Origin of the sequence: Streptomyces kebangsaanensis (genome assembly GCF_001906585.1) — a bacterium.
Lineage (GTDB): Bacteria > Actinomycetota > Actinomycetes > Streptomycetales > Streptomycetaceae > Streptomyces > Streptomyces kebangsaanensis.
Map to the genome: position 1 here is coordinate 28,750 of NZ_JUJA01000146.1, position 21,008 is coordinate 49,757.

At 70.5% G+C, this 21,008-nt stretch carries 18 protein-coding genes, 1 tRNA gene and 2 pseudogenes; 13 read left to right on the forward strand and 8 right to left on the reverse strand.

Annotation, left to right across the window (positions count from 1 at the left end; all coding sequences use genetic code 11):
* From RH94_RS44220 to RH94_RS22480, 4 genes and pseudogenes are all read left to right on the forward strand, one after another.
* Nucleotides 1-86 (forward strand): annotated as a pseudogene (locus RH94_RS44220) (flavoprotein); the annotation flags it as partial.
* The gene (locus tag RH94_RS22470) at nucleotides 86-265 is read left to right on the forward strand and encodes a hypothetical protein (RefSeq protein WP_199881033.1); all 180 of its coding nucleotides are present in this window, start codon (nucleotides 86-88) and stop codon (nucleotides 263-265) included. The pseudogene RH94_RS44220 and the gene RH94_RS22470, both read left to right, overlap by 1 nt.
* Nucleotides 266-389: 124 nt before the next feature.
* A complete protein-coding gene (locus RH94_RS22475; RefSeq protein ID WP_143204055.1) occupies nucleotides 390-1,295 on the forward strand; it encodes a TRADD-N-associated membrane domain-containing protein in 906 nt (301 codons plus the stop codon).
* A 357-nt stretch (nucleotides 1,296-1,652) separates the two neighbouring features.
* Nucleotides 1,653-2,774, forward strand: a complete 1,122-nt coding sequence (locus tag RH94_RS22480; RefSeq protein ID WP_073949338.1) for a hypothetical protein — start codon at nucleotides 1,653-1,655, stop codon at nucleotides 2,772-2,774.
* Nucleotides 2,775-2,887: 113 nt separating this feature from the next.
* Here the strand turns inward: RH94_RS22480 and RH94_RS44225 are convergent.
* Nucleotides 2,888-4,069 (reverse strand): annotated as a pseudogene (locus RH94_RS44225) (DUF3631 domain-containing protein); the annotation flags it as partial.
* A gap of 133 nt (nucleotides 4,070-4,202) precedes the next feature.
* Entirely contained in the window at nucleotides 4,203-4,424 is a 222-nt protein-coding gene (locus RH94_RS22490; RefSeq protein ID WP_199881034.1) for a helix-turn-helix transcriptional regulator, read from the reverse strand.
* Nucleotides 4,425-4,865: 441 nt separating this feature from the next.
* On the opposite strand from RH94_RS22490, the gene RH94_RS22495 reads away from it, so the two are divergent.
* Nucleotides 4,866-6,104 (forward strand): tyrosine-type recombinase/integrase, encoded by a 1,239-nt coding sequence (locus RH94_RS22495; RefSeq protein WP_234425962.1) that lies wholly within the window; start codon nucleotides 4,866-4,868, stop codon nucleotides 6,102-6,104.
* Nucleotides 6,105-6,182: 78 nt separating this feature from the next.
* On the opposite strand, the gene RH94_RS22500 is transcribed toward RH94_RS22495, so the two are convergent.
* From RH94_RS22500 to RH94_RS22520, 5 genes are all read right to left on the reverse strand, one after another.
* Entirely contained in the window at nucleotides 6,183-6,518 is a 336-nt protein-coding gene (locus RH94_RS22500; RefSeq protein ID WP_073949340.1) for a deoxyxylulose-5-phosphate synthase, read from the reverse strand.
* A 104-nt stretch (nucleotides 6,519-6,622) separates the two neighbouring features.
* Nucleotides 6,623-6,955: a hypothetical protein gene (locus RH94_RS22505; protein ID WP_073949342.1), complete on the reverse strand. Its 333-nt coding sequence runs from the start codon at nucleotides 6,953-6,955 to the stop codon at nucleotides 6,623-6,625.
* Between the two features lie 113 nt (nucleotides 6,956-7,068).
* Nucleotides 7,069-7,141, reverse strand: a tRNA-Arg gene (locus RH94_RS22510).
* 56 nt (nucleotides 7,142-7,197) lie between these two features.
* Nucleotides 7,198-8,790 carry an IclR family transcriptional regulator domain-containing protein gene (locus RH94_RS22515; protein WP_073949344.1) on the reverse strand — a complete coding sequence of 531 codons (1,593 nt, stop codon included), beginning with the start codon at nucleotides 8,788-8,790 and terminating at the stop codon, nucleotides 7,198-7,200.
* A gap of 124 nt (nucleotides 8,791-8,914) precedes the next feature.
* Nucleotides 8,915-10,201, reverse strand: coding sequence for a M6 family metalloprotease domain-containing protein (locus RH94_RS22520; protein ID WP_073949346.1), 1,287 nt, complete (start codon nucleotides 10,199-10,201; stop codon nucleotides 8,915-8,917).
* Between the two features lie 381 nt (nucleotides 10,202-10,582).
* On the opposite strand from RH94_RS22520, the gene RH94_RS22525 reads away from it, so the two are divergent.
* Together RH94_RS22525 and RH94_RS22530 are read left to right on the forward strand one after the other, a co-directional pair.
* A complete protein-coding gene (locus RH94_RS22525) occupies nucleotides 10,583-11,236 on the forward strand; it encodes a TetR/AcrR family transcriptional regulator (RefSeq protein ID WP_073949348.1) in 654 nt (217 codons plus the stop codon).
* Nucleotides 11,237-11,450: 214 nt separating this feature from the next.
* Entirely contained in the window at nucleotides 11,451-13,001 is a 1,551-nt protein-coding gene (locus RH94_RS22530) for an MFS transporter (protein WP_073949351.1), read from the forward strand.
* 59 nt (nucleotides 13,002-13,060) lie between these two features.
* On the opposite strand, the gene RH94_RS22535 is transcribed toward RH94_RS22530, so the two are convergent.
* Nucleotides 13,061-13,588, reverse strand: a complete 528-nt coding sequence (locus RH94_RS22535; protein WP_073949353.1) for a MarR family winged helix-turn-helix transcriptional regulator — start codon at nucleotides 13,586-13,588, stop codon at nucleotides 13,061-13,063.
* Between the two features lie 120 nt (nucleotides 13,589-13,708).
* Here RH94_RS22535 and RH94_RS22540 point away from each other — a divergent pair, with 120 nt between their 5' ends.
* The 6 genes from RH94_RS22540 to RH94_RS22565 all read left to right on the forward strand — a co-directional run bounded on the left by RH94_RS22540 (nucleotide 13,709) and on the right by RH94_RS22565 (nucleotide 20,971).
* The gene (locus RH94_RS22540; protein ID WP_234425963.1) at nucleotides 13,709-14,515 is read left to right on the forward strand and encodes a dioxygenase family protein; all 807 of its coding nucleotides are present in this window, start codon (nucleotides 13,709-13,711) and stop codon (nucleotides 14,513-14,515) included.
* 433 nt (nucleotides 14,516-14,948) lie between these two features.
* The gene (locus tag RH94_RS22545) at nucleotides 14,949-15,947 is read left to right on the forward strand and encodes a sigma-70 family RNA polymerase sigma factor (protein WP_073949355.1); all 999 of its coding nucleotides are present in this window, start codon (nucleotides 14,949-14,951) and stop codon (nucleotides 15,945-15,947) included.
* 638 nt (nucleotides 15,948-16,585) lie between these two features.
* A complete protein-coding gene (locus RH94_RS22550; protein ID WP_073949357.1) occupies nucleotides 16,586-17,347 on the forward strand; it encodes a DeoR/GlpR family DNA-binding transcription regulator in 762 nt (253 codons plus the stop codon).
* The gene (pfkB, locus tag RH94_RS22555; protein ID WP_073949359.1) at nucleotides 17,344-18,291 is read left to right on the forward strand and encodes a 1-phosphofructokinase; all 948 of its coding nucleotides are present in this window, start codon (nucleotides 17,344-17,346) and stop codon (nucleotides 18,289-18,291) included. The genes RH94_RS22550 and pfkB overlap by 4 nt, the downstream gene beginning before the upstream one ends.
* Before the next feature lie 163 nt (nucleotides 18,292-18,454).
* On the forward strand, nucleotides 18,455-20,605 hold the full coding sequence (locus RH94_RS22560) for a PTS fructose transporter subunit IIABC (protein ID WP_073949361.1): 2,151 nt from the start codon (nucleotides 18,455-18,457) through the stop codon (nucleotides 20,603-20,605).
* Nucleotides 20,606-20,716: 111 nt separating this feature from the next.
* Nucleotides 20,717-20,971: a hypothetical protein gene (locus RH94_RS22565; RefSeq protein ID WP_073949363.1), complete on the forward strand. Its 255-nt coding sequence runs from the start codon at nucleotides 20,717-20,719 to the stop codon at nucleotides 20,969-20,971.
* The last annotated feature ends 37 nt before the right edge of the window (nucleotides 20,972-21,008 follow it).

Sequence of the window (21,008 nt, forward strand, 5' to 3'; positions counted from 1 at the left end):
AGCCGAGGGCCGGCGGTGCAGCGGATCGTTTCCGTTGGGAGGAAGCCCTTGAGCTGCTGGAACCCATCCTCAGCACGGTGCGGTGATGCCGCTCTCCCGCAGTGGCGGGCAGCGGCAAGACGCCAACGCCCTTACCGCCACCTCCGAAGCCCTCGACGACTTCTTTGACCGCTTCGACATTCCGGCCGAGGACGAGAACGTAATCGTCTACGCCGGTAGCGCCGACCGTCTGCTGGACACACTCATCAGGCAACGGCAGAGCTGACGGAGCGAGGCGACCACTTTCTGGCACGGCCCCCATGGCGGAAGCTGGGGGCGGAACGCAGAATCTACGTCCATCGGTTCTCCGCACTGCCAGCAGTACGATCCGAAGAAAGGCTGCGCAGACCTTGACCGAGACAGATCACGAGACGGACGAAGAGGCCACCGCTCCTTCGCCTACGACCACAGAACAGCTCGTCCGTCGCGTGCGCACACCGCTGGTCGCCTCCCTCGGCATCGTCATATCGGTGGTAGTTGCTTACGCGGCCTGGGTACTGCTGGAAGGCAACGGCCCCGCCTACGACAACCCCGAACGCAGCGCCTGGCTGAAAACAGCTACCACGACCGCCGCCGTTCTCCTCGGCATGTCCGGGGTGATCTTCTCAGTGCTCTGGGCGGCGAGCCGTTCTTTCGCCAGCGAGGCCGAGAGCGCACGTCAGCGTGTAGAGAACCCCGACTCCTCTGTCCACATCTACGGCACTGGTTCGCGGGTCTACATCCATCCCCGAGATTCGCGCTCCGAGCACGGTGGAACCACAGCGCTCTTGGAGCCCGACGCCCAGGCGTCGATGCTGACTCAGATTTACTCCCATGGGCTCGCACAGGCGAAGGTCAGCTTCTTCGTCAGTATCGTCTTCGGCATGGTCGGGTCGGCAGTCCTCCTGACCGGAGTCGGCCTGGCGATCGGGCACGCCGACAGCAACGGGAGCCGATACGCAGCGATCGTGACGCAAACCGCTGGAGCGGTCATCAACGTCCTGGCCGGAGTTTTCTTCCTGCAGTCCAACCGCACTCGCAGAGACATGGGTGCGCAGGGCGTGATGCTCCGTGACGACGGCCGCTTCGACCGCAGGCTGAGGGCTGCGAGCGTCATGTCCGACAACATCAGCGATGAGCCTCTCCGTAATCGGGTGCGTGCCGAAATGGCCCTGCAGCTCGTCGGTGGTCAACTCGACACGCCGGCGGCTGACGATAACGAAGGTGCGCCCACCGAATCAGCACCTGCGGAAGAGGCAACAAGCACTGGTACTTGACGTCAGATCACGGAACTGCTGGCGGTCTGATTCGAAGCTGCTCGCGTCGCGACATCGGCTGCCCATGTGGGCCATGTGGGAGCGGGTGCTCGACGAGTTGATGGCTCAGGCAATCGAGGTGCGGGCAGCGGTGATCACCGACAGCTCCCGTTCAGAGCCTGAACGGCACCTGCGTGGCCTTGTCCACGAGAACGGGCAGCAGATGTTCACCACTTCGGGAGGCACCCTGCATACCGAGAATTCGCACAGTGACGTTACACACCGTGGCGTTGCACGGGCTCGCGCAGCGGGTGGAAAACACGTTGGTCGGTCTGTCTCTGAGCTGCGACGATGTCCCTGTTTCCTTGCGGAGGATGTTTGTTCGTTTTCGTGTGTGCTGGCTGTGGAGCCAGGCTGACCATCCCGCTGTCCCAGGTCACGCTGCCGGTCCATGCTCATCAGAAGTACGGGAACGGGGTGCAGCTCCCGGTGCTCATGGAGTCGGGCACGTTCGCCGTGGACCCGGAGCCCTGGGGGCCACCGTGGCGGGGGTGGGAGGAGATCCATCCGGACGAAGCGGCCGCCCGCGGTGTCTACGCGCCGGTGTACGCCCTCTCCGACGGCTCGCCTGGCGCAATCGTCATCGCGCCAGGCGACGCCATCGGCACGGTGCTGATCCCGGAGAATCGCGGAGGTGGCTACTGCTGCGGCCTCGACGGTGCCGACGGCCCCAACGTGGCCTGCATGGAGTGCGCCCTGCCCGTGGCGAGCCGGATCGACGACTGCTCGCTCTGGCAGGCGATGTGGCTCGAGCCGAACGCCGTACGCCGCCTTCCCGTCGACGACGCCGACGCCGCGCCGCTTTCCTGGGCGGAGCTGATGGCGGAAGGGAAGGCCACGCCCCCGTTCGAGCCGATCGCCGCATGGAGATCACGGATGGCGGCGGGCCACTGGTCGAACTACTGGTGGTCGTGGAGCCCGCAGTGGGAGGCGGCGGCCGGCCAGGCGCTCGCCTACCTGCTGGCGGCATCGGAGGGCCACCCTGTGATCGTCCCGGACGGCTTGGTCGGGCAAGTCTTCCAACGCGCACTCGACGCCCTGTTGCCCACAGGTCCGCAGGCGCGGTGCGCCGGCCTGGCCGGACCGGGACTGCCAGCTCCCAACGGAGACGTCTCCATCCTTCTCGTGCCGTCCCATCCTCAGACGGGGAGGACCTGGACCTCAGCCGACCCGGCACCGCACCTGGTGCCGCTGCCATTCGGAGTGTGGCTGTGGCTGGCCTTCCCCAGGCCGGACCTGCCCGTCCCCACTTCGGGCGCCCTACCCGTCGGCGCCCTCCGCGACGACTTCGACCCACCCGCACCGCACCCCCGTCACCTGTTCCGAGCCAACCCGGAAGTGTTCCGGCGCACCCTGGTCCGGCTGCCGACCGTCCGAAGCCCGTGGCTGCGAGAGATCCTTGAGAACCTCACGGACCACATGCGCACTGGCCTCTTCTAGCCGACTGACAGGGAGCTGCTGGTCACTCTCCGGAACTGCCACGATCGAACAGCCCCAGGCGCCGGTGCCTCCCGAAGTGATGAACATCTGCTGCCCCTTCTCGTGAACAAAGCCATGGCCAGGCAGGCTGCCCGGGCCTGGTCCGGCCAGTGGCTGCCAGCCAGGTCGGCCACGGTCACCAAGGGCTCCCAGGTGTCCGCGGCCCGGTCCTCGACCGGCATCTGTGGCACCAGCCCGGCTGCCGTCCCCCGCAGCGGGGTCAGCCAGGTAGCCAGTCGGTCGCGCACGGCGTTCAATTCGGGGACCGAGTAGCGCGAGCGGAACGGTGTGATCCGCTCACTGGGCTTGCGCTTCTGCATGCGCAGCACCACGGCGCGATCCATGATCGTGTCGGGCAGGTCGCCGATGCCGGCCAGGGCAGCCATGGCGAAGGTGGGGAACGAGGTCGGCTTCTGCTCCGGTCCGGAGATCCGCCAGGCGGGACGGTTGCGCTGGTGGCCGGCGTTCAGCAGACCGCGAAGGTCCTCCTTGTCGCCGGCCTTCGGGCCGAAGATGGTGTCCGCCTCGTCCACCAGCAGTGTGGGCGGGTTCTTCCCGATGACGCGGAAGACCACGGCAGGAGAGGTGTTCACCGTCATCATCGGCCTGTGCACCGTCTCGTGGAGCACGTCGAGCAGACGGGACTTGCCGCACCCCTTCGTCGGTCCCACCACGGCGAGCCGTGGTGCGTGCTGGAGGACGGACTGGATGTGCGTGGCCGCCACCCACAAGGTCACCGCAGTCAGCGCTTCCTCGCTGGGCAGCACCACGTACCGGCCGATCGCCGCTCGCAACTCGTCCAGGACCGCGGCCCCGTCTCCCGACGCACAGGGACCGGTCCCCTCTCGGTTCCCGGTCCCCGAGCCGTCGACGAGGAGCACGGTCCCCGCCCGCCGGGTCCCCGATTCGGGTTCTTCGGTCCCCGGCCTGGCGGCGGTCCCCGGGCCGCCTACCAGCGAGTTTCCGCTGTCTGGTGCTTTCCGGTCCCCGGATTGCGGGGACCACGGACGGGGACGGTCCCTGCCGTCGGGGGACCGGGGACCGAAGTCACCTCGGGGACTGGGCTCTGTCCCCGCGTCCTCGGTGCGGCGGTCCCCACGTTGATCCGCAGCAGAAGAACGGCCGGTCCCCACCTCCGGGGACGGTGTCTCCGTCTGGGGTGTACAGGCCGGGGACGTTCCCTGCCCCGGGACGGCGACCGCGGGCCAGGCTATCTGGGGACTGGTGTTCGTGGTGGGGGACGTAGAGTCCTCCATAGGCGTTCCTCTCCCGGTGGGGCAGGAGGGCAAGGTCCTGCCCCACCGAGTCGTCGTTCAAGGACAGGCGATCAGTCGAGGGATCTGCGGCCCTCGGCGTTGACGTGCCGAGGGCCGTTCTGCCGCCGCGCGGTCATGCCGTCAGGCCGTACGGCGACTGCCGGTCGAGCCAGGCGTCTACGTCACGCCAGCGGTAGCGCAGATGCCGGCCGACCTTCAGTGGCGCCGGGCCGGTGCCCCGGTACTTCCACTGGTACAGCGTCTTCACCGGCACCCCGAGATAGGCCGCCACATCGGTGGGAGACGCGAGCGTGCCGCGTTCACGGGCAGGGGATCGATCCAGGCGGTCGGGCAAAAAGGCCTCCTATTCGAGCAAGTTTCACGGAGTGGCTGTGGTGGAATTCGCCCAGACCTCCGGCGTGGGTGTCAGGGCTCGATAACTGTAAAGGCGGATCGGAGGTCGACCAAAAGAGATGTGTCGTTTTCCGACCCCTCCGAAGGTGCCGCCGCGGCGGCCCGGGAACATCGGCAAATGCGCAGGCGGGAGGGGGTTCGAGCGCTATCGTCGCTCAGCCTGGCCCGGAGGAGCGGGGAACATAGCATGGAAATCGGGGCGCGCAAAATAGCCGCTCATGGACTGATAGGAGACGTGGATCTGCAACTTCTATAAAGTTTAAGAACCAACTCTTGCCAGGCTCGCTCAAACCAAGCTACAGCTATGCGTCATGGCTGTTGATCGCATGCAAATGGAACCGCCAGAAAGCCGTCCTGCTCTCGGTGTGGAGGAAGGAGCCTGATGGCGCGAGTCTGGATAGAGGACCGCAACGGGCACGCGGCGTACGCGCAAGCCGTGGCGGCGGCCAGGAAAGCGGGCCGTACGCCGCCCGGCCGCTACCGCGTGCGCTGGTACGGCCCCGACGGCAAGCCGAAGATGAAGACCGTGGCCCGCAAGACCGACGCCGAGGCCGAGCGGACCAGGCTGGAGTCCCGGCTCACCGACGGCTCCTATCGAGACCCGGCCGCCGGGCGCGTGAAGTTCGCCGAGGTCGCCGACTCCTGGCTGGCCGCCCAGATCCACCTCAAGCGCTCGACGCGCAATCGCTACCGGGGAGTTCTCGACGTCCACGTGATCCCGCGGTGGGGAACGACGTCCCTGGACCGCATCCACTTCGAGGACGTCGCCGAGTGGCTGGGCGACATGCTGTCCGGCGAGGCGACCGGTGACAGGAAGCTCAGCCCTCGCTCGGTACGAAAGGCATACGTCGTCCTCAGCCGGGTCCTCGGCTACGCGGTCCAGTCCCGCCGTCTGGCCGTCAACCCAGCCGCCGGAGTGCCCCTCCCGAAGGCAGCCCCCACCGACCACGTCTACCTCGACGACCTACAGGTGGACGCACTCGCCGACGCGGCAGGCGCCTACCGGGTGTTCATCCTGCTACTGGCCTACACGGGTCTGCGCTGGGGTGAGGCGTCCGCGCTGAAGGTGGGACGCGTCGACCTCGACGCCTGCCGTGCCCACATCGTCGAGGCGTACGTCGAGGACAACGGCAAGCTCTACCTCGACACCCCCAAGAACCACGAACGCCGGTCCGTACCGATCCCGAGATTCCTGGCGGAGGAGCTGAAGCCCCACGTCGAGGGGCGGGACGATGACGAGCTCCTGTTCACCGCCCCGCAGGGTGGGCCACTGCGGGCCCGCAACTTCCGCCAGCGGCTCTTCGCGCCGGCGGTCGTGAAAGCCGGACTGGGGCACCTCAAGGTCACCCCGCACAAACTGCGCCACACGGCCGCCTCGCTCGCCATCGCCAGCGGTGCGGACGTCAACGTCGTCCAGACGATGCTGGGTCACAAGTCGGCGACGCTGACCCTGGACACGTACGGGCACCTCTTCCCCGACCGCCTGGACGAGGTCTCGAAGAAGATGCACAAGCGCCGCTCCAGGCAACTGGCCAAGGCGAAGGCCAAGCTGGAGAAGGCGGAGAGGAAGGCCCGCAAGGCTGCTGAGGCCGTGGCCGTCCTGGAGGATCCCGCGGCGTGATGTGTGCCTTATGCGTGCTGTGTATGACAGCAGGGGTCGCTTCGGTGGCGCGGCGGAACGCCCCCTGCTTTCGGGCTGCTAGGGCAGGTCGCGGCGGACCAACGCCCGAGCGAATGATTCTCCGGTGCCCCGGGCGTAGGCCATCCGCTCGCGTACCTCGCTGAGGGTGCGTGGGCGGTAGCCGGGGCCGCCGCAGCAGCTCTTGTGGAAGCGCACACCGGCGTGCAGCAGCACGGAGAGGGTGCGCCAGGCGGCGGTGTCCCGCCTCTTGGGTGCCGCGAAAGCGGAGCCGACGTGGATCAGTGGTTCGGCGCAGCGTGGACAGACTCGGTCGTGGTCGTGGTAGCCGGGGTAGGGCTGCTTGTACGAGGCGCGGCAGGGCAGGCAAACGTACGAGGTCTTTCCATGGGCCATGCGGGAAGGGTAGAGCCACCACAGGGTCGGGCTCGACAGATTTCCGGCATGCTGCGCAGGCTCTTCAGCAAAGGTGGGACGGCGACGGCCGACCGTACTTGCTTCTACTCGTGGCCGCGGAGTTCTGCGGCGATGGCGTCAGCAGCATCCCCGGCGGCCAGCTCGCTGATCTCCTTGGGGACCTCGCGGTCGTCATACACGAAGAGTCTTGCGTCGACGACGTGGGTCTTCGGTTGCCAGCCGAGACGACGGCCCGCCTCGCGTGCAGCACGACGGACGTCCTTCAGTTCGCCCATCTCCTCAAGATCGCCGCTGCTCAGGATCAGCTGCCCGTGGTAGCCCCGGTAGCGAGGCTTCAGTGAAGCCCGCATCAGGCCCTCCAAGCGGTCGACCAGCTTCTCATGTCGGCGCCGAGCCAACTCGTCCTTCGCGAGCATGTCGCACAGCTCCCCACCGTTGCCCGCAGCCGCATGTGTGCCATATGTGTGCTGCGAGTACGAAGGCCCTCCCGTCCGTCGGACGGAAGGGCCTCTGACCAGGCGTTTTGCTGTGCCCCCGGCAGGATTCGAACCTGCGACACCCGCTTTAGGAGAGCGGTGCTCTATCCCCTGAGCTACGAAGGCGGACTGTGACCTTGGGGGTCACAGGCGTCAGCGTACCGGATTGGGGGCGGGTGGGGTCAGGTAAGGGGGACGTGGGTGAAGCGGGCGGCCATGTGGAGGTCCGTTTCGATCGACTCGGTTGCCTGTCGCAGGGCGGGGAGGAGGTGGTCGACGCACTCCTCGTGGGTGTGGGCGGCCGCGTGCATGGCGATGTTCGTTGCGGCGATCCTCCGGCCCGTGCGGTCTTGGACGGGGACTGCCAGCGAGCGCAGACCCTGTTCCAGTTCCTCGTCCATCAGGGCGTAGGGCCGGGGCGTCAGGAGTGCCTGGCCCAGGGCCGTCGCGTGGGCCGGGGCGCGGGTGCCCACCGTGATGTCGACGCTCATGATGCGGCTCGCCGCCGCACGGGCCGTGTACTGGATTTCGTCGCCGGACGGGGTCAGGACCGCCAGTGACGTCGACTCCTGGACGCGGGACGCCAGGTCCTCCAGGTGCGGCTGGGCGATCCGGGAGAGTGAGGTGCGGGAGAGGGGCGGGAAGCCCAGGGAGAGGACACGCGGGGTGAGGGTGAACGTGCGCGTGCCGGGGGGCTGGGTCACCAGGCCCAGGTGCTCGTAGGTGATCAGTGCCCTGCGGGCCGTCGCCCTGGCCAGGCCCGTCGCCTTCGCCACCTCCGTCAGGGTCAGGGCCGGTCTGCCCTCGTCGAAGGCCGTCAGGACCGTCAGGCCGCGGGCCAGGGATTCGATGAAGTCACGGCCCAGTTCCTGTTTGGACGCGGCCGTCCAGGTGGCCAGGCCGGAGGAGGGGTGGGGCGGTGCCTGGGGCGGGGTGTCGCGCAGGTCGCCTTCCATGGCCGCGACCGTTTCCCGCAGGCGGGGCAGCAGCGTCGTACGCAGGTCCTGCGCGGTGTGGCGGCTGGTGTGGCTCACGACGCTCGCCACGCAGGCGATCCGGCCCGTGGCAGGGTCCCGTACGGGGACCGAGACCGCCACCAGGCCCGGTTCGATCAGCTGGTCGTCCGACGACCAGCCGTCCCGGGCTGCTTGAGCGGTTCGGTTCGTGAAGTCGTCCGCCGGCAGGGGTGGCCTCGGCGGTACCGCCGGGAAGCCCCTGTCCTCCGGGTCGGCCGAGCGGCGCTCGTGCCAGCGACGCCAGTCCTCGTCCGTCCATTCCGTCGCGAACAGCGCGCCCGGCGCGGTGCGTTCGGCGGGGAGCAGGTCGCCGATGCGGAAGCTCAGGGACATGGCGCGGCGGCGGGTCGCCTGGTGGATGAAGCGGATGCCGTCCCGGTCGCCGACCGCCAGGGACACCGACTCGTCCAGCTCGTCGGCGAGCGCGTCGGCGCGCGCGGCGAGCAGGGCGGGCAGACGGAGGGCGGCCAGATAGGCGTTGCCCAGTTCCATCAGGCGGGGGGTGAGGACGACGTCCCGGCCGTCGAGGCGGACGTAGCCCATGCGGGCGAGTGTCGCCGTGATGCGGTCCACCGTCGAGCGGGCGAGTCCCGTGGCGCGTTCCAGGGCGCTCGGGCTCAGCGTCCCCCCGGCCTGCGTGAGCTGCCGCAGCACCGCCACGCCCCGGATCAGCGGGGTGACCGCCTCGGCGGGTGCGGCGCCGGCGTCCTCGTGGGCGTTCGTCGTGGTGTTCGGGGGCGTCGTGGGCGGCGCGGGCATCGGTTCGGTTCTCCCGTACGGGACGGTGGTCGTAGCAGGCCTACGGTAGTCCGGTCCGCCCGTGCGGCTCTCGGGCCGTCACCGTCGTACCACCGCCGCGTCCACCGCCGCGTCCACCGCCGTGTCACTGTCGTGTCACCCGCACCCGGTAGTTTCCCTTCAGATCCGCCGACGTCACGTCGATGCGTATGCGGGCCTTGGGGTCCTTGAACGTCTGGCCCGGTGCGAAGGGCGCGTCGGAGAGTTCCGTCTGGACGTTGGGACTGCGGGTGCAGCCGTCGGAGTTCGGGCGGGCGTCGTGGACCGTGATCGGGCCCTGGCCGGTGTCGACCTCCGCGTCGACCTTGTAGATCAGGATGCCGGGTCGGCACACCTCTTCGTCGTTGCCGCCGCGGGTGCGCAGTTCGAGGGCGTAACCGGTGTGTCCGTCGAGGGGGACGAAGACGAGTTTGGGGCCGCCCGCGCGCGTCAGCGGGGTCAGGGTGTACTCGGCCGAGCCCCGTTTGGCCGCGCAGCTCACCTGGCTCGAGTCCAGCCAGCCCAGTTTCCACTTGTGCCAGCCGAGCAGGTCGTTGTTGGCGCCCCAGTCCTCGCTCATGATGTCCCAGTGGCCGACCGCGGCCCCGCCCTCCTGGGTGTAGAGGTCGGGCAGGCCGAAGACGTGGCCGTTCTCGTGGGGCAGGACGCGGTAGCCGGTGGTGTCGTAGGTGCCGGAGCCGTCGTCCTGGCGGGAGTAGATGAAGGAGACGTTGGCGATGGCGACGCCGTTGGCGACGGGGGCCTCCGGGTTGCCGGCGAAGGTCACCGACAGGACCGTGTCCAGGGCGGAGGGGCCCGCGTTCGGGGTCATCAGCACGTTGACCAGGTCGTAGTCCCGGAAGTCCACGTCCGGGCCGGCGGCCGCCGCTATGTCCTTGACCAGTTGTCGGTAGCCGGGGTCGAACGGGGCGCCGCGCTCCACGCCGTACTTCTCGAACGGTTTCGGCATGCGCAGCCACTCGCGTATCGGGGTCTCCGGGCGGTAGTCCAGGCGGCCGTAGGAGGCGGTGCGGAACCACTCCCGGGTCTGCGGGAAGAACTCGTGGAAGCGGTCGAGCGCGTTGCCCTCGCCGGGCGCGTCGGAGAAGTCGACCATCAGGGTCAGGGCGTGCACGGTGCCGGTGGAGCGGGCGTAGCCGCCGTTGGTGGGGATGCCCTCCGACATCTGTACGGTGGTGGCGCCGCTGATCATGCAGGGGGTGAGGGCGGGGGAGAGGAGCAGGCCGGCCGGTCCGGTCCCGGTTCCCGGGGCGCCCGCCGTGAGGTGCCCGGTGCCCGCGGAGGTGCTGACCGCGAGGGTCAGCACCGTGACGGAGGCGAGGGCGGCCGCACGGCGCTTGCGTATCGGGTGGCGGGGCGGCTGCGGCTGCATACGTGAACCCTTCGCGCCAGGCAGCCACCGTTTTCCGGCTGCACCCTTGCGATCACCCTGTGTCGCGGGGGCGGTCGGCGCGCGTTGGAGCCGTCCGGTCGTGGGACGCCTCGCCCAGGAGTGGGAACGGATGCGGCCAGGCGGGTGCGGTCCGGGTCCCGCAGGATTCGTGACGGGTGGAGCAGGAGGGGTGACAGAGTGAATGTGATTCAGGTCACAGGAAAACTTGCGGCGGGTGGGAAATAACCGGGGAGTCCTTCCCCGTTTGGTCCAGTGTCCGCGCGAAACGGGGAAGCCCTCCCCGGATCGCCCCGCCGGCTCACCGGCCCGCCCCTCCCGGGGTGGGTCACCGAGTCGTCCGACCGATGTGAGGAGTACGCCGTGCAGGCCGCGACGACCGCGAACCCCGTGCAGCGCAGGACGACCCGGCCGCGCGCCGACGCCGTGCGCAACCGGGAGCGGATCGTCACCGCCGCCCGGGAGATGTTCGTCGAGCACGGGCCCGAGGTGCCGCTCGACGAGATCGCCCGCCGGGCCGGCGTCGGCAACGCCACGCTGTACCGCAACTTCCCGGACCGCGACGCCCTCGTCCGCGAGGTCGTCTGCTCCGTCATGGACCGTACGGCCCGGGCGGCCGAGCAGGCGCTCACGGAGACCGGCGACGCCTTCGACGTCCTGGAGCACTTCGTGCACACCGCCGCCGACGAGCGGATCAGCGCGCTGTGCCCGATGGTCTCCAGCACCTTCGACCAGCACCACCCCGACCTGGAAGCCGCGCGCGAAAGGATCGAGCACCTCGTCCAGGAGGTCATGGACCGTGCCAAGGAGGCCGGGCAACTGCGTTCCGACGTGGGTGTCGGTGACGTGATGGTCGCCGTGGCCCAGCTCTCCCGGCCTCCGGCCGGCGCCGGCTGCGGCAGCATCGACCGCTTCGTACACCGTCATCTGCAGCTGTTCCTGGACGGGTTGCGGGCTCCGGCCCGGTCCAGCCTGCCGGGTACGGCCGCGACCATGGAGGACCTCCGCCAAGCCTGACCGGTCGGTCGGCGGTCGGTCGGCGGCCGGTTGGCAGCCGGTTGGCGGTCAGTCACCGGTCAGTCGTCGACCAGTCACCGACCAGTCATCGATCAGCATCAACCAGTCCCGACCGGCGCCGATTGGTTCAGCGCCTTCATCGCCCTTTTTTCGTCTTTTCCTGTCACATTTCCCGTCACGTTTCCCGTCACGAAGTCCCGAAGTGGGTATCCCCATGTCTCGAACAGCCGCAACGGCTCCCGGCGTCCCGGCGCAGACCGGCGACGCGGGCCGCTGGAAGGCGCTCGTCTTCATCGCGCTCGCCCAGCTGATGGTCGTGCTCGACGCCACCATCGTGAACATCGCCCTCCCCTCCGCCCAGCACGACCTGGGCATCTCCGACGGCGACCGGCAGTGGGTCGTCACCGCCTACGCCCTCGCCTTCGGGGGACTCCTGCTCTTCGGCGGCCGTGTCGCCGACCTGTGGGGCCGCAAGCGCGCCTTCGTGGTCGGCCTGACCGGCTTCGCCGCGGCCTCCGCGCTCGGCGGCGCGGCCACGACCGGCGCGACGATGTTCGGCGCGCGTGCGCTGCAGGGCGTCTTCGGCGCGCTGCTCGCGCCCGCCGCGCTGTCCCTGCTCGCCGTGATGTTCACCGACGCCAGGGAGCGTGCCAAGGCGTTCGGCATCTACGGCGCGATCGCCGGTGGCGGCGGCGCCGTCGGGTTGATCCTGGGCGGCTTCCTCACCGAGTACCTGGACTGGCGCTGGACGTTCTTCGTGAACATCCCCTTCGCCGTCGTCGCCGCGGCCGGCGCGTACTTCGTCGTCCGCGAGCCGGAGGGCGGCCGCAACCGCTCCCCGCTCGACGTGCCGGGCGTGGTCCTGTCCACCCTGGGCCTGGTCGCCCTCGTGTACGGCTTCACCCGCGCCGAGGCCGAGGGCTGGAGCGACGCCCTGACCGTCTCGATGTTCGTCGCGTCCGCCGTCCTGCTGGCCGCCTTCGTGCTGGTCGAGTCACGGGTGAGGGCTCCGCTGCTGCCGCTGCGCGTGATCACCGAGCGCAACCGCGGCGGGGTCTACCTCTCCCTGGGCCTGGCGGTCATCGCGATGTTCGGCCTGTTCCTCTTCCTCACCTACTACCTGCAGGTGGTCGAGGGCTACTCGCCGGTCAGGACCGGCTTCGCGTTCCTGCCGATGGTCGCGGGCATGATCACCGGCTCCACCCAGATCGGCGCCCGCCTGATGACCCGGGTGGCACCCCGGCTGCTGATGGGACCCGGCTTCCTGGTCGCCGCCGTCGGCATGCTGCTGCTGACCCGGCTGGAGATCGGCTCCTCGTACGCCGCCGTGCTGCTGCCCGCGATGCTGCTGCTGGGCCTCGGCATGGGGACGGCGTTCATGCCTGCGATGTCCCTCGCCACCCAGGGCGTCCAGCCGCGCGACGCGGGTGTCGCCTCCGCGATGGTCAACACCTCGCAGCAGGTGGGCGGCGCCATCGGTACGGCCCTGCTGAACACGATCGCGGCCTCCGCCACGACCTCGTACATCAAGGACCACATCGCCACCGCCGGCGGCAGGCCGCAGCAGCAACTGGTCCAGTTGCAGGGCATGGTGCACGGCTACACCAGCGCCATCTGGTTCGCCGTCGGCATCCTGGTCGTGGCCGCCGCGATCGCGCTGACGCTCGTGAACGCCGGCCGTCCGGGCAGCACCACGGTGACCGGGCCCGCTTCCGGTGAGGAGGGCGTGGAGGGCGTGGTGGCGGTGCCGGTCATCGCCCACTGAACGCTACGAGCGGTACGAGCGGTGCGAACCGTACTCGCGGTACGAGAGCGGTACGTATCTCAGCGGAGCCAGGGCAGGTCCGCGCCCGCCTCGTTCGGCTGGAGTCCCTCGGCGACGATCTGCATGATCTCGCCGAGGGACTTCTGCTGTTCGGGGCTGAGCCGGTCGAACAGCGCCTGGCGCACGGCGGCCACATGGCCCGGCGCGGTGCGCCGCAGCACCTCCATGCCCTGGTCGGTCAGCACCGCGAACTGGCCCCGCTTGTCGGAGGGGCAGTTCTCGCGGCGCACCCAGCCGTTCGCCTCCAGGCGGGCGATCGCGTGGGAGAGGCGGGAGCGGGTGATCTTGGCGTCCATGGCCAGCTCGGTCATCCGCAGCCGGCGGTCCGGGGCCTCGGCGAGCTTGACGAGGAGGCCGTAGTAGATGTGCGGCATGCCCGCGTCGCGCTGCAGCTGACGGTCGAGGTGGTCCTCGAGGAGGGTGGTGGCGTGCAGGTAGGAACGCCAGACGCGCTGCTCCTCGGCGGTGAGCCAGCGGTGGGTCTCGGCGGGGGCGGGCTCGGGTGCGGAGGCGGGGGCCGTGTTCATGCATCCACTGTACGAGACTTCTCCTTGAAAGTTAAACAAAATGGCCGTAGTCTTGAGGTGGAGCTTTAGTGTTCAAGTAAATCGATCCCGAGCAGCACCACGTCGGAGGGAGTCGCCGCCATGTCCGCCGCCACTTCGGAGTCCGCCATCCCGGAGCGCATGCCCGCCCTCTATCTCAGCCACGGCGCCCCGCCGCTCGCGGACGACCCCGTCTGGCCCGGCCAGCTCGCCGCCTGGTCCGCCGGCCTGCCCCGCCCCAAGGCGATCCTCGTGGTCTCCGCGCACTGGGAGGAGGCCCCGCTGGCCCTCGGTGCCACCGAGACCGTCCCGCTCGTCTACGACTTCTGGGGCTTCCCCGAGCACTACTACCAGGTGCGGTACGCCGCCCCCGGCGCACCCGAACTCGCCGAGAGTGTGCGGAAGTTGCTGCGCTCCCCCGGTATGCCCGTGCAGGACGTCCCGGACCGCGGCCTCGACCACGGCGCCTACGTGCCGCTCGTCGAGATGTTCCCCGCGGCCGACATCCCCGTGCTGCAGGTGTCCATGCCGACCCTCGACCCGGTCCGGCTCATGGACATCGGCCGCAGGCTCGCGCCGCTGCGCGACGAGGGCGTGCTGATCGTCGGCTCCGGCTTCTTCACCCACAACCTGGCCGCGCTGCGGTACGCGGGCGGCGGCGTCCCCAGCTGGTCCGCGGAGTTCGACGACTGGGGCCGGCGCGCCCTGGAGAACCGGGACTGGGACGCCCTGCTGGACTTCCTCGGCAAGGCCCCGGCCGGCCGCTACGCCCACCCGCGCACCGAGCACTTCGCCCCGCTGTTCGTGACCATGGGCGTCGCGGAGGCCGGCGGTGAGCTCGACGCGCAGAAGTCGGTGATCGACGGCTTCTGGATGGGGCTGGCGAAGAGGTCGGTGCAGTTCGGCTGAGACATCCGTGTCTCCGCTGCGTAAGACGAGGGTGTGGAGGGTCTGGGAATTTCCTGAGAGTCCGGGTTTGCGGCAACCTTCCGGCGGTCCGGCCCGTCCCTACGGGTAGGGGTGGTCAGGAGTGACGTACTGCGCCATTGGTGTGAGGGGAGTCTCACTCCCGGGGGCGCCGACGGGTCCGAGAGGTCCCCGAGGAGCTCCCGGCCCCGCCCCGACCTGCGGTTACGTGGCCGTTGGCGAAGGTGCTGGGCGGCTGCGGCGCGACAGGGTACTGCATGATCGGAAAAATGGGGGGCGGGTTGGGAATTCTGTCCGGATTCCAGTCGTTGTTTCCATCGGATGCGGGGCACCCAGAGGAGAGTTCCCAAGGCTCCGAAGAGAGTGCCGGGCGTCCAAGGACCACCCGCTGACCCACCATCGCAAGGGAGCACGCATGGCAACCCGTGCCGTCGCCCGTCGTCAGTCCGCCACCGGCGAGACGGCCGACGCGGCAAGCAGTGTTCGCGCCCATGGCGGCGAGATCGCCGACCGCGACCTGGTCGGCATGTACCTCGACGAGATCGCGCGTACACCGCTGCTCGACGCCGCCAAGGAAGTCGAGCTGTCCCAGGTCATCGAAGCGGGTGTGTTCGCGCGGCAGATCCTCGACGGGCATGAGGAGTCCGGGACGGGCGCCACCCGCGAGGAGCTCGAGGCCCTGGCCGCCCAGAGCGAGCGGGCCAAGGACATCTTCATCCGTTCCAACCTGCGCCTGGTCGTCGCCGTCGCCCGCCGCTACCCGCGCAGCGGCCTGCCCCTGCTGGACCTGATCCAGGAGGGCAACGCCGGCCTGGTGCGCGCGGTGGAGAAGTTCGACTACCGCAAGGGCTTCAAGTTCTCGACGTACGCCACCTGGTGGATACGCCAGGCGATCACGCGCTCGATCGCGGACCAGTCCCGTACGATCCGGCTGCCCGTCCACCTGGTGGAGGAGCTGGGCCGTATCCGCCGCGTCCAGCGCGAGTTCAACCGCGAGCACGGCCGCGACCCGGAGCCCGCGGAGATCGCCGCGGAGCTCGGTTCGACGCCCGAGCGGGTGACGGACGTCCTGGACTGGGCCCGTGACCCGGTCTCGCTGAACATGCCGGTGGACGACGAGGGCGAGACCCAGTTCGGCGACCTCCTGGAGGACACCTCCGCGGTGTCGCCCGAGCAGTCGGTGCTGACCCTGCTGCGCAGCGAGGAGCTCGACGACCTGATCGGCCGCCTCGACCAGCGCACGGCGTCCATCATCAAGATGCGGTACGGCATCGAGGACGGCCGCGAGCGCACGCTGACCGAGGTCGGCAAGGAGCACGGCCTCACCCGCGAACGCATCCGCCAGATCGAGAAGCACGCGCTGCTGGAGCTGAAGAAGCTGGCCCGCGACACCGGCTTCGACGCGGCGGCGTAAGGCGGGCGACCGTGCCGGCCGTGTCGCCGACCGCGTACGCCCGGTGGCGAAAGACCGCGCAAACATGGCCGTGTACCGCCGCTTCAAGCGGCGGGGCCGTGGGAACAACCATTCAGAGCCCAGGAGTTCGGCCCCCGGGCCGACCCCGGCTCCCCCGAGACGTACTGATCGTCGAGCGCGTACTGATGTGTCTGCCCTGAGCACGTACTGACGCCCCGAGCCACGTCCCGACGCACTCCCCCCGGCGCCGGGACTCTCCCCGAGCCGGGCTTCGGCGCCCCACCCCCCCCGGGCGCCGGGGCCCGGCTCCACTTCTGTCCGGGCCCGCGGAAGAGGCGGGGCACCCCGGACCTGAACCCCGGGGTGGCCCGCCAGACGGCAGATTGTGCCACACGGGCACAGCCCGTCGGCGTGATCAGCTCCCCCTTCTCCGCGGGCGGCCTGCTTGGTCATGGCCACCTCATCGCGCTCGTCGGACCCGTCGTACCCGTCGTATTCGCCACGCTCGTCTCACCCGGACCCACCTGGAAGTCCGTTCATGCCCGGTTGAATGCCCGGACCCGTTTACTTTCCGGACATACTGGCGTAGCCTCCGGGGAGAAGTCACAAATTCGGGCATCGGTCGGAGGCGAACAGACATGTACGCACCGGAGCGGCAGCAGGAGATCCTCCGGCTCGCCCGGGACGGCGGACGGGTGGACGTCGTGTCGCTCGCCGAGGAGTTCCAGGTGACGGCGGAGACGATCCGCCGCGACCTGAAGGCCCTGGACCGGGCCGGCCTGCTGCGCCGGGTGCACGGCGGCGCCATCCCGGTCGGCCGCCTCGACTTCGAGCCGGACCTCGCCGAACGCGAGTCGACCGCGGCCGACGAGAAGGACCGCATCGCCAAGGCCGCCCTGGCCGAGCTGCCGGCCGAGGGCACGCTCATCCTCGACGCCGGTACGACGGTGGCCCGCCTGGCCGCCGCCCTGCCCCTGGAGGCCGAACTCACCGTCGTCACGCACTCCCTGCCGACCGCGGCCCGCCTCGCGGACCATCCCGGCGTGCAGCTCCACCTCGTCGGAGGCCGCGTGCGCACCCGCACGCGCGCCGCCGTGGACGCCTGGGCGCTGCGCGCCTACGGCGAGATCCGCGCCGACGTGCTGTTCGTCGCCGCCAACGGCTTCTCCGCCGAGCACGGTCTGACCACCCCCGACCTCGCCGAGGCCGCGGTGAAGCGCGCGGCGATCGCCGCCGCCCGCCGTGTGGTGCTGCTCGCCGACTCCACCAAGCACGGCCAGGAGCACTTCGCCCGCTTCGGCGGCCTGGACGACGTGGACCTGCTGATCACCGACAGCGGGCTGAGCCCCGAGGACGCGGCCGCCATCGAGCGCGGCGGCACGGAAGTAGTACGCGCATGATCGTCACCGTCACTCCCAACCCCTCCCTGGACCGCACCTACGAGGTTCCCTCGCTCGAGCGCGGCGGGGTCATCCGGGCCACCGGCGAGCGCATGGACCCGGGCGGCAAGGGGGTGAACGTCTCGCGCGCGGTCGCGGCCGCCGGGCGGCGCACGGTCGCCGTACTGCCCCTGGGCGGTGCGCCGGGCGCACTCGTCGCGGACCTGCTCCACGCGCAGGGCATCGAGGTCGCGCCGGTCCCCGTCGCCGGGGCCACCCGCTCCAACATCGCGCTCGCGGAGGCCGACGGCGTACTGACGAAGATCAACGCGCCGGGTCCCGAGCTCTCCGCCAAGGAGCAGGAGTCGCTGCTGGAGACCGTGCGGCGGCGGTCGCACGGCGCCGACTGGATCGCCTGCTGCGGCAGCCTGCCGCGCGGGCTGGCGCCCTCCTGGTACGCCGACCTGGTCGCGCGGGCGCACGCCACCGGCGTACGCATCGCGCTGGACACCTCCGGGCCCGCGCTGCTGGAGGCGCTGCGCGAGGGCCCGGACGTGGTCAAGCCCAACGCCGAGGAACTCGCCGGGGCCGTGGGCCGCCCGCTGGTCACGGTCGGCGACGCGGTGAAGGCGGCCGAGGAGCTGCGCGGGCTCGGCGCCCGGACCGTGCTCGCCAGCCTGGGCGCCGACGGGCAGCTGCTCGTCGGCGGCGACGGCGTCTGGTACGGCAGCGCGCGCGTCGACGCCGTCCGCAGCAACGTCGGTGCGGGCGACTCCTCCCTCTCCGGCTTCCTGATCGCCGGTGGCACCGGCCCCGAGGCCCTGGCCCTCGCCGTCGCCCACGGCGCGGCCGCCGTCCAGCTGCCGGGCAGCGTGATGCCGACGCCCGCCGACCTGGACCCGGCGGCCGTGTCGGTCACCGCGGACGTACCCGTGGACCGCCCGCTGACGGAGCCGGTGTCATGACCGCCCGCCGGGCCCGCACCAGCCGTACGACCGTGTGCCGTACGACCGTGTGCCGTACGACCGCCGCGACGGCCCCGACCCCCTCCGCTTCCCCCCACAGCACCCCCGTCCCCACCCCCGCCCACCCCACTGACCGGGCGATATGCGTGCTAAGGAGCCCGCGATGAGCGAGATGATCACCGCGGACCTGGTCGATCTCGACCTGTCCGCCGACACCAAGGAGGCGGCGGCGCGCGCCCTCGCCGAACGGATGGTGGCCCTGGGCCGGGTGACCGACCTGGAGGGCTTCCTCGCCGACGTGGCCGCCCGTGAGGCGCAGATGCCGACCGGCCTCGACGGCGGCATCGGCATCCCGCACTGCCGCAGCGAGCACGTCACCGAGCCGACGCTGGCCTTCGGGCGCAGCGCGGCCGGGATCGACTTCGGCGCGGCGGACGGTCCCGCCGATCTGATCTTCCTGATCGCGGCGCCGGCCGGTGCCGACGACGCCCATCTGGCGATCCTGTCGTCGCTGGCCCGGCAGCTGATGAACGCCGAGTTCACCTCGGCGCTGCGGTCGGTGGACGGCGCGGCGGCCGCGGCGGCGCTCGTCCGGGGGGAGGAGGCACCGGTGGCCGAGGCTCCGGCGCGGGCCGAGGGCTCCGCAGCGGACGCCGCGGATGCCGCGGATGCCGCGGACACCGTGATCGCCGCGGACACCGCAGGCGCCTCCGAAGACTCCGCCGCGACGCCGGGGGCGGCCTCCTCCGGCGCCGCGGCGGGCAGCACGGCCGGGGCTGCGGGCGAGGCGGGTGAGCGGTCCGGCGACCGTCCGTTCCGCATCGTGGCCGTCACCTCCTGCCCCACCGGCATCGCGCACACCTACATGGCGGCCGAGTCGCTGGAGAACGCCGGCCGGGAGGCGGGCGTCGAGGTCGTCGTCGAGACGCAGGGCTCGGCCGGGTTCACCCGGCTCGACCCGGCGGTGATCGCGGCGGCGGACGGCGTCATCTTCGCGCACGACGTCCCCGTACGGGACAAGGACCGCTTCGCCGGGAAGCCGACCGTCGACGTCGGTGTGAAGGCGGGCATCAACCGGGCCGCCGAACTGATCACCGAGGTCCGCGACAAGGCCGTGCGCGGCGAGGTGACCGCGGCGGCGGCACCCGGCGCCACTCCGGTCGAGCGGGCCGGCGAGGCGGGCGAGGGCTACGGCACGAAGCTGCGCAAGTGGCTGATGTCGGGCGTCAGTTACATGGTGCCGTTCGTCGCGGCGGGCGGTCTGCTGATCGCCCTCGGCTTCGCGATCGGCGGCTACGAGATCAACAAGGCGCCGTCGGTGATGGACCACTTCGTGTGGACCCAGGCCGACAGCTGGGCCGCCCTGCTGTTCCAGATCGGCGGCGTGGCCTTCGGCTTCCTCGTCCCGGTCCTGGCCGGCTACATCGCCTACGGCATGGCGGACCGCCCCGGCCTCGTCCCCGGCTTCGTCGGCGGCGCGATCGCCCTCACCATCAACGCGGGCTTCCTCGGCGGCCTGGCGGCCGGTCTGATCGCCGGTGGTGTGGTGATGGCGATCCAGAAGGTACGCATCCCCGCGGCCCTGCGCGGGATCATGCCGGTGGTGGTGATCCCGCTGATCTCCTCGGCGGTGGTCGGGTTCCTGATGTTCGTGGTCATCGGCAAGCCCATCGCCACCGCGCAGAAGGGCATGACCGACTGGCTGAACCACCTGACCGGCACCAACGCCGTCCTGCTCGGCGCGCTGCTCGGCCTGATGATGTGCTTCGACCTCGGCGGACCGGTCAACAAGGTCGCCTACACCTTCGCCACCGCCGGCATCGCGGTCTCCAACCCCAGTGACTCCGCGATGAAGATCATGGCCGCGGTGATGGCGGCCGGCATGGTGCCGCCGCTGGCGATGGCCCTGGCCACGACCGTGCGCGGCAAGCTGTTCACCCGGACCGAGCGGGAGAACGGCAAGGCCGCCTGGGTCCTGGGCGCCTCCTTCATCTCCGAGGGCGCGATCCCGTTCGCGGCGGCCGACCCGCTGCGCGTCATCCCGGCGTCGATGGTGGGCGGCGCGGTCACCGGCGCCCTGTCGATGACCTTCGGCGCCACGCTGCGCGCCCCGCACGGCGGCATCTTCGTGGTCCCGCTGATCGGCAACCCGCTCCTGTACCTGGTCGCCATCGCGGCGGGCATGTGCGTGACGACGGCCCTGGTGGTCGTGCTCAAGACGCTGCGCAAGCCGGCGCCGGGCGCGGCGGTCCAGGGGGCGGACGAGGGCGCGCGGAGCACGCAGGCCGACCGGAAGCAGCCGGTCGCGGCGTGAGGGGACTCACAGCCCCTTGTCCCTTTGGGGTGCTGTGAGTTGTTCACGGCACATGCGAGATACGTCACGGTCCGGGGTGGAAGCCCCGGACCGTGGTGTCTACTGGGAGGCATGCCTGAGCACGTCTCCCTCCTGATGTGGTTCGGCGTGGCCCTGCCCGCCGCGCTGACCTTCGCCGCCGTCATCGGCATGGCCCGCATCCGGCGCAGCCTGCACCTCGAGACCGCTCAGCAGCATCCCGACCAGCGCCTGACGGCCCTCCCGCCGCAGCCCGGGACCGCCCCCCGCCGGGAGTCCGTCGAACTGACCCCGGCGGAGCGGGACGCCTTCGCCGGCCTGATGCGACGGCTCGGCGACGGCTCCTGACACTTCCCTTGCGGACGGCCCCTGCCACTGCGGCACC

Coding starts and splice junctions, on each gene's coding strand:
- RH94_RS22470 (WP_199881033.1), top strand. CDS start 86: ATGCCGCTCTCCCGCAGTGGCGGGCAGCGGCAAGACGCCAACGCCCTT.
- RH94_RS22495 (WP_234425962.1), top strand. CDS start 4,866: ATGGCGCGAGTCTGGATAGAGGACCGCAACGGGCACGCGGCGTACGCG.
- RH94_RS22500 (WP_073949340.1), bottom strand. CDS start 6,518: ATGGCCCATGGAAAGACCTCGTACGTTTGCCTGCCCTGCCGCGCCTCG.
- RH94_RS22505 (WP_073949342.1), bottom strand. CDS start 6,955: ATGCTCGCGAAGGACGAGTTGGCTCGGCGCCGACATGAGAAGCTGGTC.
- RH94_RS22515 (WP_073949344.1), bottom strand. CDS start 8,790: ATGCCCGCGCCGCCCACGACGCCCCCGAACACCACGACGAACGCCCAC.
- RH94_RS22520 (WP_073949346.1), bottom strand. CDS start 10,201: ATGCAGCCGCAGCCGCCCCGCCACCCGATACGCAAGCGCCGTGCGGCC.
- RH94_RS22530 (WP_073949351.1), top strand. CDS start 11,451: ATGTCTCGAACAGCCGCAACGGCTCCCGGCGTCCCGGCGCAGACCGGC.
- RH94_RS22535 (WP_073949353.1), bottom strand. CDS start 13,588: ATGAACACGGCCCCCGCCTCCGCACCCGAGCCCGCCCCCGCCGAGACC.
- RH94_RS22540 (WP_234425963.1), top strand. CDS start 13,709: ATGTCCGCCGCCACTTCGGAGTCCGCCATCCCGGAGCGCATGCCCGCC.
- RH94_RS22545 (WP_073949355.1), top strand. CDS start 14,949: ATGGCAACCCGTGCCGTCGCCCGTCGTCAGTCCGCCACCGGCGAGACG.
- RH94_RS22550 (WP_073949357.1), top strand. CDS start 16,586: ATGTACGCACCGGAGCGGCAGCAGGAGATCCTCCGGCTCGCCCGGGAC.
- pfkB (WP_073949359.1), top strand. CDS start 17,344: ATGATCGTCACCGTCACTCCCAACCCCTCCCTGGACCGCACCTACGAG.
- RH94_RS22560 (WP_073949361.1), top strand. CDS start 18,455: ATGAGCGAGATGATCACCGCGGACCTGGTCGATCTCGACCTGTCCGCC.
- RH94_RS22565 (WP_073949363.1), top strand. CDS start 20,717: ATGCCTGAGCACGTCTCCCTCCTGATGTGGTTCGGCGTGGCCCTGCCC.